Origin of the sequence: Pseudomonas sp. SWRI50 (assembly GCF_014269095.1) — a bacterium.
Taxonomy (GTDB): domain Bacteria; phylum Pseudomonadota; class Gammaproteobacteria; order Pseudomonadales; family Pseudomonadaceae; genus Aquipseudomonas; species Aquipseudomonas kermanshahensis.
Map to the genome: position 1 here is coordinate 99,113 of NZ_JABWRW010000013.1, position 12,520 is coordinate 111,632.

Consider the following 12,520-nt stretch of genomic DNA (forward strand, 5'->3'; position numbering starts at 1 on the left):
GCAAGCCCGCTCCCACAGGAACCGTGCGGTAGCTGTGGGAGCGGGCTTGCCCGCGAATGGCCGCAAAGGCCAAAGGAAAACCTTAGCCGAGTTTTTCCATGATCTCGTCGGAAATCTGCGCATTGGAATAGACGTTCTGCACATCATCCAGGTCTTCAAGCATGTCGATCAGCTTGATCACCTTCTCCGCACCTTCCTGATCCAGTTCGGCACTGGTGGTCGGCTGCATGACGATTTCGGCGTCATCGGCCTTGAAGCCAGCCTCTTCCAGGGCATTACGCACGGCATAGAAGCTGTTGAACGAGGTGAAGACGTCGAACGAACCATCGTCATTGGCGACGACGTCGTCGGCATCGGCCTCCATCGCGGCTTCCATCAAGGCGTCTTCATCAACGCCCGGCGCGAAGCTGATCTGGCCCTTGCGCTCGAACAGGTAAGCCACCGAACCGTCGGTACCGAGGTTGCCGCCACACTTGGTGAAGGCATGACGCACGGCAGCCGCGGTACGGTTGCGGTTGTCGGTCATGGCCTCGACCATGATCGCCACGCCACCTGGGCCGTAACCCTCGTAGCTGAGCTCTTCGACGTTGTCGCTTTCGTTGGTGCCAGCACCACGGGCCACGGCACGGTCGATGATATCGCGGCTCATGTTGGCGCCGAGCGCCTTGTCCAGGGCCAGGCGCAGACGCGGGTTGGACGCCGGGTCACCACCGCCTTGCTTGGCGGCAACGGTCAGCTCGCGAATCCACTTGGTGAAGATCTTGCCTCTCTTGGCATCCTGGCGCTCTTTGCGGTGCTTGATGTTCGCCCACTTGGAATGACCAGCCATAACGACTCCAAATTCTTTGAAACACAAACAGTTGCGCCCCTGACGGGGCGCAACGACAAAAATACCTGCGCCGTAACGCAAAGGCGCATCCATCTGGATGCGCCGGGGGCCCGCTTACTCGACCTTGGTCTGTTCGCGCAGGCGGATGTGCAGCTCGCGCAAGGCCTTGGCGTCGACCATGCCTGGGGCTTGGGTCATGACGCAGGCAGCGCTCTGGGTTTTCGGGAAGGCGATCACTTCACGGATCGACTGGGCGCCGGTCATCAGCATGACCAGGCGGTCCAGGCCGAAGGCCAGGCCACCGTGAGGCGGTGCACCGAACTTCAGGGCGTCGAGCAGGAAGCCAAACTTCTCTTCCTGTTCCGCCGCTTCGATACCCAGCAGACGGAACACCGCCTGTTGCATCTCTTTGCGGTGGATACGGATCGAACCGCCACCCAGCTCAGTACCGTTCAGGACCATGTCGTAGGCACGGGATAGGGCTGTGGCCGGGTTGGCCTCGAGCTCTTCTGGCGAGCACTTCGGCGCGGTGAACGGGTGGTGCAGCGCGGTAAAGCTGCCGTCTTCGTTCTCTTCGAACATCGGGAAGTCGACGACCCACATCGGTGCCCACTCGCAGGTGTGCAGGTTGAAGTCGTTGCCGACCTTGATGCGCAGTGCGCCCAGGGCCTCGCTGACGATCTTGAACTTGTCGGCACCGAAGAAGACGATGTCGCCATCGACCGCGCCAACGCGATCGAGGATCACGTTCAGGTTAGCCTCAGGGATGTTCTTGACGATCGGCGACTGCAGGCCTTCAACACCTTTGGCGCGCTCGTTGACCTTGATGTACGCCAGGCCTTTGGCACCGTAGATGCCGACGAACTTGGTGTACTCGTCGATCTTGCTGCGCGGCATGCTGGCGGCGCCTGGCACGCGCAGGGCGGTAACGCGGCACTTCGGATCGTTGGCCGGGCCGGCGAATACCTTGAAGTCGACATCCTTGAGCTGATCGGCAACGTCGACCAGCTCCAGCGGGTTACGCAGGTCTGGCTTGTCGGAACCGTAACGGCGCATGGCTTCTTCGAAGGTCATGTGCGGGAATTCACCGAACTCCAGGTCCAGGACTTCCTTGAACAGCTTGCGGATCATGCTCTCGGTGAGGCCCATGATCTCGGACTCATCGAGGAAGCTGGTCTCGATGTCGATCTGGGTGAATTCCGGCTGGCGGTCAGCACGCAGGTCTTCGTCACGGAAGCACTTGGCGATCTGGTAGTAGCGGTCGAAACCGGCCACCATCAGCAGCTGCTTGAACAGCTGAGGCGACTGCGGCAGGGCGAAGAAGCTGCCTGCGTGGGTACGGCTCGGTACCAGGTAGTCGCGCGCGCCTTCTGGCGTGGCACGGGTGAGGATCGGCGTCTCGACGTCGAGGAAGCCGTTCTCGTCGAGGAAGCGACGGATGCTGCTGGTGATACGCGAACGCAGGCGCAGCTTGTCGGCCATTTCCGGGCGACGCAGGTCGATGAAGCGGTAGCGCAGGCGGGTTTCCTCGCCAACGTCGGAGTATTCGTTGAGCGGGAACGGCGGCGTTTCAGCCTCGTTGAGCACTTGCAGCTCGTAGCCCAGGACTTCGATGCCACCGGAAGCCATGTTCGGGTTGACCGCGCCTTCCGGACGGCGGCGTACCTTGCCGGTGATCTGCACGACGTATTCGCTGCGCACACGGTCGGCGGCGGCGAAGGTTTCGGCGCGATCGGGGTCGAATACGACCTGGGCCATGCCCTCGCGGTCACGGATGTCGAGGAAGATCACCCCGCCGTGGTCGCGGCGACGATGGACCCAGCCGCAAAGGGTGACTTCCTGGCCGTCCAGGCTCTCGTTCAGTTGGCCGCAATAATGGCTGCGCATCATGATGGTGGTTTCGCTTCTCGTGATTCGTGTATTCGGTGGAGGCCTTGGCCGCCCAGAGGGCTAATACTGCAAGACCCGGTCACAGCATTCAACTCAGTCGGCTTTGTCGCCGCCTGCAAGGTTCTTTTTGGCCCCGGTCTTGAAGTCGGTTTCGTACCAGCCGGTGCCGCTCAGACGAAAGCCGGGTACCGACAGCAGCTTCTTCAGTGCCGGCGCCTGACAGGCCGGGCAATCGGTCAGCGGCGCAGCGCTGATCTTCTGCAGCACTTCCATGCGGTGCTCGCAGGACGCACATTGATAGTCATAAAGGGGCATGGGTGTCTCTCGTCAACCATAACACTGGCTGCTGGGGCAGCAAAAAGCGGGATTATATATGGTTAGCAAGCACTGCGCAGCCCGCCTGGCGATCAGCGTGCACTCGGCGGATCAAGCAACCAGGCGACGCAGATAACGCGAATCAGGCCACTGAAGTTGCGCACCCCGCCCTGGCGCAGATGCACCTCGCGGTCCACGTAGGACAACACCGCGCTGACCGAGCAGCGGTTGGCCTCGGCGATACGCTCCAGGATCCCCCAGTAGACCGCTTCCAGGCGCAGGCAGGTGGAAAACCCGTTGAGCCGGACCGAGCGCGACACCGGCCTGATCTGTAGCATGTCGAAGTCGGCCTTGAAGGGGTCAACGCATTGCTTGCCCGGCCAACGCCCCTGACCACCGCCTCGCTTGTCTTGTTGCATCATGCCTACCATCCGGCCACTCCATCGCGACTGCCATTGCCCCTGTACCCGGGGCCCTAGGGCAACCATGAAGCGCCAGCCTGCGCCTTCGAAGCAGCGGCAAAACCTTCCCGCAGAAACGCAAAAAGCCCGGCTGCACTGCCGGCAGCCGGGCTTTTCAGACGCTTCTGACGCTACGCGGCGACTATTGACCGTCCAGCAAGACGCGCAGCATCCAGGCGGTCTTCTCGTGCACCTGCATACGCTGAGTCAACAGGTCGGCGGTCGGTTCATCGCTGACCTTGTCCACCACCGGGAAGATGCTGCGCGCGGTGCGCACGACCGCCTCCTGGCCCTGCACCAGCTGACGGATCATCTCCTCCGCGGCCGGCACGCCCTCCTCTTCCTTGATCGAAGAATGCCGCGCATAAAAAGCATAGGACCCCGGTGCCGGGAAGCCCAAGGCACGGATCCGCTCGGCAATCGAGTCCACCGCCAGCGCCAGCTCGTTGTATTGCTCTTCGAACATCAGGTGCAGGGTACGGAACGACGGACCGGTGACGTTCCAGTGAAAGTTATGGGTTTTCAGATACAGCACGTAGGTATCCGACAACAGGCGGGACAGCCCATCGACGATGGACTTGCGATCTTCCTCACTGATACCGATATCAATTGCCATGAAGTTCCCCTTTCCATAAGGCTTGATGATCAAGCAGGCCCTTCCAACTGTATCAACACTTGGCGCAACCCGCCTGTGACATGGCGCAACACATCGGCTGTGGCGGCCTGCGGTTTGAGTAGCCTGCGCCTTTGCTGTTAAATAGGCAGGGTGCCACCCGTGCGGACTGTTATTGCCGGGTGCATAGGCTGGCCCATCACGTGTTCGCGCTTTACACCTCATGCGCACCGTGTCGCCAGCTCTTCCTGTGATCAGCTTGTCAACTGTGAGCCAACCCATGTTCAAGATCGTCCATCTGGTGACGGGCGTAGCGGCTTTGCTGCTATCGCTCATACCCAGCCTGAAAACCGACGCAACACCCTTCCTGCAGCAACCCGACGCGGTCTACCTGGCACTGCTCGGCCTGCTTAACCTGGTATTGGCCCCGGTCGTGCCGCTGTATTACCGAGGCGCCCGGCAACAATTGCAGCACCTGGCTTGCGCCTTGCTGGTGGTGGCCGTGGTATTGCAGACCCTGACGCTGCTGGCTCGCCCCGAGATGGGCAACCTGGCCGCCCTGGTCTGCGCGGCATTGGCCGTGGCGCTGCACCTGGCTGCGGGCTTCGCCCGAGCCAACCGAAAAGCCCGCACCAACCAAAGCGCCCCCTTGGAGGCCGGCAACCGCGATACGGGCACCGTCAAGTGGTTCAACACGTCCAAAGGCTTTGGCTTCATTTCCCGCGATTCGGGCGATGACATCTTTGTGCACTTCCGCGCCATCCGCGGCGAAGGCCACCGCATTCTGGTCGAAGGCCAACGCGTCGAGTTTTCGGTCATGCACCGTGACAAAGGCCTGCAGGCCGAAGATGTGGTCGCGGTAACCCGTCGCTGACCGTGTGCAGCCCTGGTGCAAGGCCAGGGCTGCCTCAACTCAATAATGAGGGGGCGGCGCCTCTTCACCTTCGCTGCCGTATTGCCCCACCATTTCTTCGTAACGCTTGAGCAGCTCGGCCATCTGCAGTTGCAGGCGCTCGATCACACGCCCTTGCTCGACCACTACATCATTGAGCGCCTGAAGCGTGTCGTCCTGGAAGGCCTGGCGGGTTTCCAGCTCGATGATTCGCGATTCAGAGGACACTTCAGGCCACCTGCTGATAGTCATCGTTGAGCAGCGCGCGCAGGCGCTGACCAATGGCGTCGACTTGCCCCGGCGCATACTCGACGGCGGGCACTTTGCCCCATACCGGCGCTGGCCAAGCGGCGTCATGCGTGTGACGGACAATGACGTGCATGTGCATCTGGCTGACAACGTTACCCAGGGTGGCAACGTTCATCTTGTCAGCCTTGAATTCGCCCTTCAGCGCCTCAGCCAAGTACGAGGTTTCTTTCCACAACTGCACCTGGTCTTCCTGGCTCAAGTCGAACAATTCGCTCACCCCAGGGCGACGAGGCACCAGGATGAACCAGGGGTAATTGGCGTCTTTGCTGAGCAACACACGGCACAACGGGAAGTCTCCAAGTACAAATGTGTCTTGCTGCAAACGCGAATCCATCTCAACCACTGCCAACCTCCAATACTCGATAACGGGCCCGTGAGACACGGGAACATTGCGCAAGGATACCTTGCTTCGCGCACGCCGGCATGCAGCAGCAGCCCGGCACTGCACACTTTAAGTTCATGAATACCTGCTGCCTGCACAGTCGCGGTAACACACCGCTACTTTTCGCACCAAAATGAGGCCGCAAACGAGCACACCACTACGCTTTTACCCACACGAATGACTCCGCATGAACAGTTGCCGGTAACACATTGACTTTTATGGCAGGTTTTGAATTTGAAAACCGCCCGTGTTGTGGCACACCATCAGACAAGCCCCGCCCCGTATTTACGGTACTTTCCGACCTTCGGCAGCCCCATTTGTGAAAATTTCATGAACCGGTGGTAATTTTGAGCACGCTTGTTGCATTCCTCTCCCGCCAAGTCGGCACGACATCTGCATCAAGCGATGTACGCAACAAATAACAACAGCCGCTTTGGATACACCAGGGAGTTTCCCTAACCGGAACCTGTAGTTACAGATTCGTTACGGTGACAGGAACAGCGCTGGCGTTGTACGACCCGGGAATCCGGGACGTGATTTGCGACATGGAAATACCTGAAAGCGACATGGCCATAAAGTTCCCGAAACCTTGGATATGCCCATATCGCCAACAACAGTCAGCGTGTTATACATTTCCGCCGACATAACAAGAAAGAGCTGCCCCATATAACTAAAAGACTTGGGCGCAGCGGTACTCTTCCTAAAAAACCAAAGGAGCAAATCACGATGCGCGTGATGAAGTGGAGCATGATCGCCCTGGCCGTTTCGGCAGGGACCTCGCAATTGGCTTTCGCCTCTGCACAAGACGAGTCCAAGGGTTTCATCGAAGACAGCCAGCTGAACGTTAAAACTCGCATGCTGTACTTCAGCCGTGACTTCCGCAACAACCCAGCCGGCAGTCAAAGCCGCGTGGAAGAAACCGGCCTTGGTTTCCTCGGCACTTACGAATCGGGCTTCACCCAAGGCACCGTAGGCTTCGGCGTCGACGCCATCGGCATGCTCGGCCTGAAACTGGACAGCGGCAAAGGTCGCGCCGGCACCGGCCTGTTCCCACAAGGCTCCGACGGCCGTTCGCAGGATGATTACTCCGAAGGCGGCGGCGCTGTAAAAATGCGCATCTCCAATACCGTGCTGAAGTTCGGTGACCAGTTCACCGCCATGCCAGTATTCGCCACTGACGACAGCCGCTTGCTGCCGGAAGTTGCCGAAGGCGGCTTGATCACCAGCAACGAGATCAATGGCCTGACCCTGAACGCCGGTCACTTCACCGCCATGAACGCCCAGGCTCAGACCTACCATGACAGCCTGAACCTGACCGAAGCCAACATCTTCGGCGGTACCTACGCGTTCACTGACAGCCTCAGCACCAGCGTTTACTACTCGCACATCGAAGATCACTTCCGTAAGTGGTACGGCAACATCAACTGGGCGCTGCCGATCAGCGACAATCAAGGCCTGGTGTTCGACTTCAACATCTATGACACCAAGTCGATCGGCGCCAACCGCACCGGTGCATTCGTCACCAAGTCCGACGGCACCAACGAGCTCGACAACATCGCAGCCAGCCTGTCGGCTGCCTACAACATCGGCGCCCACACCTTCACCCTGGCCTACCAGAAAGTCAGCGGCGACGGTGACTACGCCTACGGCGTGGACGGCGGCGGCACCGTGTTCCTGGCCAACTCCATCGCCCGTTCCGACTTCAACGCCGAAGACGAGAAATCCTGGCAGGCTCGCTACGACCTGAACTTCGCCGAGTTCGGCGTACCAGGCCTGACCTTCATGACCCGTTACGCACGCGGTACCGGTGCAACCACCCGCACCACCGACGACGGTAAGGAATGGGAACGCGACGTAGACGTCAAGTACGTCATGCAGAGCGGCCCAGCGAAAGACCTGAGCTTCCGTGTCCGCCAGGCCACCTACCGCTCCAGCGACGGTGTGTACTACGGTTCGAGCTCGATCGACGAACTGCGTCTGATCGTCGAGTACCCGCTGAGCATCCTGTAAGCCTGGCTTGCAGTGCCCCGCACTTGAAAAAGCCCGGCGATCACGCCGGGCTTTTTCTTGGCTGACAAGTGTCACGCCCTGGGGCATCCTGTACGCCTTCGTTTCGCCCCCGTACAATGCGGGGTCATTTCAACGTCTTAGGCAATCGACACGGCCCACCATGCGCACCAGTCAATATTTGCTCGCCACCCAGAAAGAAACCCCTGCCGACGCAGTGGTCATCAGCCACCAGCTCATGCTGCGCGCCGGCATGATCCGCAAACTGGCCTCTGGCCTGTACACCTGGCTGCCGATGGGCTTGCGAGTGATGCGCAAGGTCGAAGCCGTTGTACGCGAGGAAATGAACGCCGCCGGCGCCCTGGAAGTGCTGATGCCCAGCATCCAGCCCGCCGAACTGTGGCAGGAATCCGGCCGTTGGGAGCAGTACGGCCCAGAGCTGCTGCGCCTGAAAGACCGCCACAACCGCGACTTCTGCGTCGGCCCGACCCACGAAGAAGTCATTACCGACCTGGCCCGTAACGAGCTGTCCAGCTATAAACAGCTGCCACTCAACATGTACCAGATCCAGACCAAATTCCGTGATGAGATCCGCCCACGCTTCGGCCTGATGCGCGGCCGCGAGTTCATCATGAAGGACGCCTACTCCTTCCATGCCGACCAGGCTTCCCTGCAGGAAACCTACGACCGCATGCACCAGGCGTACAGCAACATCTTTTCCCGCCTGGGCCTGGACTTCCGCCCTGTGCAAGCCGACACCGGCTCCATCGGTGGCAGCTACTCGCACGAGTTCCACGTGCTGGCCGAATCCGGTGAAGACGATGTGATCTTCAGCGACAGCTCCGATTACGCTGCCAACATCGAGAAGGCCGAGGCCATCCCGCGTGAAACCGTGCGCCCTGCCCCTTCCGAGGAGCTGCGCCTGGTCGACACGCCGGACGCCAAGACCATCGCCCAGTTGGTCGAAAACTTCGGCCTGCCGATCGAGAAGACCGTCAAGACCCTGATCGTGCGCGGCGCCGAAGAAGGCAAGCTGATCGCCCTGATCGTCCGTGGCGACCACGAGCTCAACGAAATCAAGGCCACCAAGCTGGAACAGGTTGCCGACCCGCTGGTCATGGCGACCGAAGCTGAACTGCGCGACGCCATCGGCGCCGGTGCAGGCTCGCTCGGCCCGCTGAACCTGCCACTGGAGTGCATCATCGACCGTTCGGTTGCCCTGATGAGCGACTTCGGCATCGGCGCCAACATCGATGACAAGCACTACTTCGGCGTCAACTGGGAGCGCGACTTGCCGGTTCCGCAAGTCGCCGACCTGCGCAACGTCGTCGAAGGCGACCCAAGCCCAGACGGCCAGGGCACCCTGGTGATCAAGCGCGGCATTGAAGTGGGCCACATCTTCCAGCTCGGCACCAAGTACAGCGAGGCACTCAAGTGCCAGGTACTGGGCGAGAACGGCAAGCCTGTCGTGTTGTCCATGGGTTGCTATGGCATTGGCGTGTCCCGCGTGGTCGCCGCCGCCATCGAACAGAGCTACGACGACAAAGGCATCATCTGGAACGACGCCCTGGCGCCTTTCCAGATCGCCCTGGTGCCGCTGCGCTATGAAACCGACGTGGTTCGCGAAGCGACCGACAAGCTGTACGCCGAACTGACCGCCGCCGGCTTCGAAGTGCTGTTGGATGACCGCGACAAGAAGACCAGCCCAGGCATCAAGTTTGCCGACATGGAGCTGATCGGCATCCCGCACCGCATCGTCGTCAGCGACCGCGGCCTGGCCGAAGGCAACCTGGAATACAAGCACCGCACCGAACAGGATGCTCAAGCGCTGCCACTCAATGAAGTGCTGTCGTTCCTGCAGGCCCGCGTTCGCCGCTGATAATCAATGCACGAGTGATCATGTCCAAGCGAAGTACCTTTCCCCTGGGGGGCGCCGCACTGTGCGGCGCCCTGCTCATCAGCGGCTGCGCCAACCAGATGTCCCAGCGCAGCGAGCACGAGGAGCGCGTCGAGCGAAAATTGCTCGAACACAGTCTGCAGATCGATGTCGGCGAGCCGAAGGTGATGGAGCTGCCGCAACGACGTGTGCGCGTGCATGAGCTGAAGCGCTTCGAAGTCACCGAGTTCGAAGTAACCCGGCGCTACGACCGCTACACGCCTTACCAGCCCTGGCGGGAGATCTACGAGATCCCACTGGGTGCGGTGGCTGTAGTGGCGGGCGTGGGTGCCAACGTGGTCAACGTGTTCGCCTTGGGCAACCTGCCTGAAAGCGTGACCCACGACTGGCTCAGCTACGGCGTGGCGGGGCTTAACCCGTTCATGAACGTGCAGTCCAACGGTCGCGCCCAGCAGAACCTTGCCGGGATCAGCGAAGTGCAGAAGGACCAGCGCGAGGAGTCCACCAGCCTGCCCTGGAGCGAGCGCCTGGTCGAAGTCAAGGCCGGCAAACTCACCCACGAGCTGACCACCGACAGAAACGGCGTGCTGCGCCTGAACCTGCTCGACAGCCCGTTCTCCGAGCAGAACCTCAACCACATCGGCACCCTGCACCTGCAGGTGGTCGATGAGGACAATGCGGTGCGCGGTGACGCCAGCCTGCTGGTCAGCGCCACCCTGCGCAACAAGCTGCTTGAAGCGCATGAGCTGATCTTTGACGACCTGGAAGACGATGATGTCAGCCAGTGGGTGCACCGGGTCAAACGCCTGTCCGAACTGGGCCTGGAAGAGGAAGCCAGTGAAATGGAGCAGAGCCTGATCGAGCTGACGCGCAACGATCCGGAACTGCAGCAGGAATTCCTACAATCCCTGACCAAGGCCACCGGGCGGCTGGTAGCTGACCCAGGGGTGCAATAAATGAAAGGGGCCGCTTAGCGGCCCTTGTTCATTTAGGTGGGAACAGCTCCAGTTGCTCATGCCCACCGCGCAAATCCCGCAACCTCACCCCAACCCCCAGCAAGCGCACCGGCTTGTCACCCCGCGCGAAGGCCTGCTTCATTAATTGCCGGTAACTCTCCAGGTCCCTGCCTGCCCCCGCCTGCTCCATGGTCGTCTGGCTGAAGTCATGGAACTTGACCTTGACGAAAGGCTTGTCTGGCCGATAGCTGCTGTCCATGCGGGCAATGCGTTCATTAAGGCTGTCGAGCAACGCAGGAAGACGCTCCAGGCAACTGGCCAGGTCCGGCAGATCGGTATCGTAGGTATTTTCCACGCTGACCGATTGCCTGCGGCTGTCATTGTGCACAGCACGCTCATCAATACCCCTCGCCAGCCCCCAAAGCCGCTCACCAAAACTGCCGAACTCACGCACCAGGGCCAGGCGGGACCACGCGCGCAGGTCCAGGCAGGTATCGATACCCAACCGCGCCAGCTTGTCCGCCGTGACCTTGCCCACCCCATGTAACCGGGCGACAGGCAAGGCCGCGACAAACGCCTCGACCTCCCCCGGGGTGATGACGAACAGGCCATTAGGCTTACGCCAGTCACTGGCGATCTTGGCCAGGAACTTGTTGGGGGCGACACCCGCCGACACCGTGATATGCAAGGTACGGGCGACGCGCCGGCGAATGTCCTCGGCAATCCGTGTCGCGCTACCGGCGTACCACTGGCTGTCGCTGACATCCAGGTAAGCTTCATCCAGCGACAAGGGCTCGATCAGCTCGGTGTAATCGCGAAAAATGGCGTGAATCTCACGCGATGCCTCGCGATAGGCTTCAAAACGGGGTTTGACGATCAACAAGTCAGGGCACAGCTTGAGCGCATGGCGCGAGGACATGGCCGAGCGCACGCCATAGGCACGGGCTTCATAGTTGCAGGTGGCGATGACCCCGCGATGGTCGGCCGACCCGCCGACCGCCATGGGCCGACCGGCCAGGCGCGGGTCATCACGCATCTCGATCGCGGCGTAGAAGCAATCGCAGTCGACATGGATGATCTTGCGCAAGGACATGGATGACCGTCAGTACTGTAGATTCATACAGATAGTATCGCATGGCCCCTCTGGCGCAACAGCCTGCACGGCGCATGCCTCGACAATTGGCCTGCAAGGCCCGCCGCGCCTGCCCCGCGCGCCTTGCTCAAACGCTAAGGGTTTGAACGAAAAAGGGTTTTCTTGGAATATTGCTTGACATAGGGCGGGAAATCCGTAGAATTCGATCTCACAGGCGCGGGATGGAGCAGCCTGGTAGCTCGTCGGGCTCATAACCCGAAGGTCGTCGGTTCAAATCCGGCTCCCGCAACCAGATTCGAGAAAAGGCCACTGTTAACGCAGTGGCCTTTTTCTTTGGTCTCGAAAAAGTCATTGTGGAAAATTGACGATAAATCAAGAGCTAACGCTTGACACACCGTCAATAAACTGTAGAATCCGCCCCACAGACGCGGGATGGAGCAGTCTGGTAGCTCGTCGGGCTCATAACCCGAAGGTCGTCGGTTCAAATCCGGCTCCCGCAACCAAACAAAGAGAAGGCCACTGTTAACGCAGTGGCCTTTTTCTTTGCATCGAAAATGATGCAGAAGAAAAAAGGTTGAGAAATCAACAATTAACGCTTTACACAGATTCAACAAGCTGTAGAATGCGCACCTCTGACGCGGGATGGAGCAGTCTGGTAGCTCGTCGGGCTCATAACCCGAAGGTCGTCGGTTCAAATCCGGCTCCCGCAACCATATTCGTCAGAACAAACCCCGCCTGTGTAACAGCAGCGCGGGGTTTGTTGTTTTATGGCCCCACGTTTTCCACCGCCACGGCACCAAGCTGCCACTCGCCTGCCCCCCAGGCTTGAGAAACCCCTCTCAGGATGAACTATCTTTAACCCGGCCAGAACGCTGA

12 protein-coding genes and 3 tRNA genes are annotated in these 12,520 nt (G+C 60.2%); 7 read left to right on the forward strand and 8 right to left on the reverse strand.

What is annotated here, in order from left to right; genetic code table 11:
* Positions 1 to 82 precede the first annotated feature (82 nt).
* From HU750_RS15455 to HU750_RS15475, 5 genes are all read right to left on the reverse strand, one after another.
* A complete protein-coding gene (locus tag HU750_RS15455) occupies positions 83 to 829 on the reverse strand; it encodes a YebC/PmpR family DNA-binding transcriptional regulator (protein ID WP_027594668.1) in 747 nt (248 codons plus the stop codon).
* Between the two features lie 114 nt (positions 830 to 943).
* On the reverse strand, positions 944 to 2,719 hold the full coding sequence (gene aspS, locus HU750_RS15460) for an aspartate--tRNA ligase (protein WP_085272419.1): 1,776 nt from the start codon (positions 2,717 to 2,719) through the stop codon (positions 944 to 946).
* 93 nt (positions 2,720 to 2,812) lie between these two features.
* Entirely contained in the window at positions 2,813 to 3,034 is a 222-nt protein-coding gene (locus HU750_RS15465) for an FmdB family zinc ribbon protein (RefSeq protein ID WP_027594670.1), read from the reverse strand.
* A 92-nt stretch (positions 3,035 to 3,126) separates the two neighbouring features.
* Positions 3,127 to 3,456, reverse strand: a complete 330-nt coding sequence (locus tag HU750_RS15470) for a ribbon-helix-helix domain-containing protein (RefSeq protein ID WP_027594671.1) — start codon at positions 3,454 to 3,456, stop codon at positions 3,127 to 3,129.
* A gap of 181 nt (positions 3,457 to 3,637) precedes the next feature.
* Complete coding sequence (locus HU750_RS15475) at positions 3,638 to 4,111, reverse strand: Dps family protein (RefSeq protein WP_027594672.1); 474 nt, start codon at positions 4,109 to 4,111, stop codon at positions 3,638 to 3,640.
* Between the two features lie 277 nt (positions 4,112 to 4,388).
* Between HU750_RS15475 and HU750_RS27315 the strand changes: the two genes are divergently transcribed.
* A complete protein-coding gene (locus HU750_RS27315; protein WP_186680989.1) occupies positions 4,389 to 4,982 on the forward strand; it encodes a cold-shock protein in 594 nt (197 codons plus the stop codon).
* A gap of 39 nt (positions 4,983 to 5,021) precedes the next feature.
* On the opposite strand, the gene HU750_RS15485 is transcribed toward HU750_RS27315, so the two are convergent.
* Positions 5,022 to 5,228, reverse strand: coding sequence for a SlyX family protein (locus HU750_RS15485; protein ID WP_027594674.1), 207 nt, complete (start codon positions 5,226 to 5,228; stop codon positions 5,022 to 5,024).
* A gap of 1 nt (position 5,229) precedes the next feature.
* Positions 5,230 to 5,652, reverse strand: a complete 423-nt coding sequence (locus HU750_RS15490; RefSeq protein WP_186680991.1) for an HIT domain-containing protein — start codon at positions 5,650 to 5,652, stop codon at positions 5,230 to 5,232.
* Between the two features lie 765 nt (positions 5,653 to 6,417).
* Between HU750_RS15490 and HU750_RS15495 the strand changes: the two genes are divergently transcribed.
* From HU750_RS15495 to HU750_RS15505, 3 genes are all read left to right on the forward strand, one after another.
* Positions 6,418 to 7,701 carry an OprD family porin gene (locus tag HU750_RS15495; RefSeq protein WP_186680993.1) on the forward strand — a complete coding sequence of 428 codons (1,284 nt, stop codon included), beginning with the start codon at positions 6,418 to 6,420 and terminating at the stop codon, positions 7,699 to 7,701.
* Positions 7,702 to 7,861: 160 nt separating this feature from the next.
* Positions 7,862 to 9,577, forward strand: a complete 1,716-nt coding sequence (locus HU750_RS15500; protein WP_186680995.1) for a proline--tRNA ligase — start codon at positions 7,862 to 7,864, stop codon at positions 9,575 to 9,577.
* A gap of 20 nt (positions 9,578 to 9,597) precedes the next feature.
* The gene (locus HU750_RS15505; protein WP_027594678.1) at positions 9,598 to 10,551 is read left to right on the forward strand and encodes a YceB family lipoprotein; all 954 of its coding nucleotides are present in this window, start codon (positions 9,598 to 9,600) and stop codon (positions 10,549 to 10,551) included.
* A gap of 28 nt (positions 10,552 to 10,579) precedes the next feature.
* Here HU750_RS15505 and dinB read toward each other — a convergent pair whose 3' ends face one another.
* Positions 10,580 to 11,638, reverse strand: coding sequence for a DNA polymerase IV (dinB, locus tag HU750_RS15510; protein WP_186681034.1), 1,059 nt, complete (start codon positions 11,636 to 11,638; stop codon positions 10,580 to 10,582).
* A 221-nt stretch (positions 11,639 to 11,859) separates the two neighbouring features.
* Here dinB and HU750_RS15515 point away from each other — a divergent pair.
* From HU750_RS15515 to HU750_RS15525, 3 genes are all read left to right on the forward strand, one after another.
* Positions 11,860 to 11,936: transfer RNA gene (locus tag HU750_RS15515), tRNA-Met, on the forward strand.
* 134 nt (positions 11,937 to 12,070) lie between these two features.
* Positions 12,071 to 12,147: transfer RNA gene (locus tag HU750_RS15520), tRNA-Met, on the forward strand.
* A gap of 133 nt (positions 12,148 to 12,280) precedes the next feature.
* Positions 12,281 to 12,357: transfer RNA gene (locus tag HU750_RS15525), tRNA-Met, on the forward strand.
* Positions 12,358 to 12,520: the final 163 nt, after the last annotated feature.

Bases quoted from the DNA above. Each gene is read 5' to 3' on its own strand.
- HU750_RS15455 (WP_027594668.1), bottom strand. From the start codon at position 829: ATGGCTGGTCATTCCAAGTGGGCGAACATCAAGCACCGCAAAGAGCGC.
- aspS (WP_085272419.1), bottom strand. From the start codon at position 2,719: ATGATGCGCAGCCATTATTGCGGCCAACTGAACGAGAGCCTGGACGGC.
- HU750_RS15465 (WP_027594670.1), bottom strand. From the start codon at position 3,034: ATGCCCCTTTATGACTATCAATGTGCGTCCTGCGAGCACCGCATGGAA.
- HU750_RS15470 (WP_027594671.1), bottom strand. From the start codon at position 3,456: ATGATGCAACAAGACAAGCGAGGCGGTGGTCAGGGGCGTTGGCCGGGC.
- HU750_RS15475 (WP_027594672.1), bottom strand. From the start codon at position 4,111: ATGGCAATTGATATCGGTATCAGTGAGGAAGATCGCAAGTCCATCGTC.
- HU750_RS27315 (WP_186680989.1), top strand. From the start codon at position 4,389: ATGTTCAAGATCGTCCATCTGGTGACGGGCGTAGCGGCTTTGCTGCTA.
- HU750_RS15495 (WP_186680993.1), top strand. From the start codon at position 6,418: ATGCGCGTGATGAAGTGGAGCATGATCGCCCTGGCCGTTTCGGCAGGG.
- HU750_RS15500 (WP_186680995.1), top strand. From the start codon at position 7,862: ATGCGCACCAGTCAATATTTGCTCGCCACCCAGAAAGAAACCCCTGCC.
- HU750_RS15505 (WP_027594678.1), top strand. From the start codon at position 9,598: ATGTCCAAGCGAAGTACCTTTCCCCTGGGGGGCGCCGCACTGTGCGGC.